The organism is Brachyspira catarrhinii, from assembly GCF_005518285.1.
Lineage (GTDB): Bacteria > Spirochaetota > Brachyspiria > Brachyspirales > Brachyspiraceae > Brachyspira > Brachyspira catarrhinii.
Genome location: NZ_SJDU01000712.1, coordinates 1 through 612, shown reverse-complemented (window position 1 = coordinate 612; position 612 = coordinate 1). Strand labels below are relative to the sequence as shown.

1 protein-coding gene is annotated in these 612 nt (G+C 31.4%); it reads left to right on the top strand.

Translation table 11 applies throughout. The features are described from left to right. Positions 1 to 598, top strand: a 598-nt coding sequence (locus EZH24_RS14475) for a hypothetical protein (RefSeq protein ID WP_161976193.1), incomplete at its 5' end; no start/stop codon positions are given. Positions 599 to 612 lie beyond the last annotated feature (14 nt).

Sequence of the window (612 nt, the reverse complement as noted above, 5' to 3'; positions counted from 1 at the left end):
AACAGGACCTGGTGATAACGGCGGCGGAAGTTCTTCAGGACTTCCAACTCCTACAACAGACGGAGAAGGAGTAGGCAGCAGTTACAGACAATATAAATATGCTCCTACTACAGATAGTAGCGTTACTTTAACCCAAGATGGTCAAAATCTTCAAACTCTTAATTCTGAAGATCAATTACAGATAAGTGTATCTTCAAAAGACCCTAATTTACAAAATAATTATGCTGGAGGTGTTTTAATAAAAATGCCTTTATTAAAACAATTAGGATTTACATCAGATCTTATAAGAATACTTCCAGAAAATATAAAAGATGCTTCATCTGGATATGATATAAATACTCTTTATGTTTTCAGCAATACAGAAGAAAAAGTAGAATATGTTCAATTACAAACTACAGGAATAGATTTTGGTAGTACTTATATAACTATGAATAGCGATTTTACGTTAACAAAAACTACAATAGTAAAAGAAGCAGATAAAGAACCTGTTACAACTAAAGTTGTTTATGCATTAAAAAAGAGCCAAATAAAAACACTTCAAAAAGCTAATAGTGTAACTGCTATAGACGGTACACCAATAGATCCTAGCTATAAATAATAATTCCTATTTCT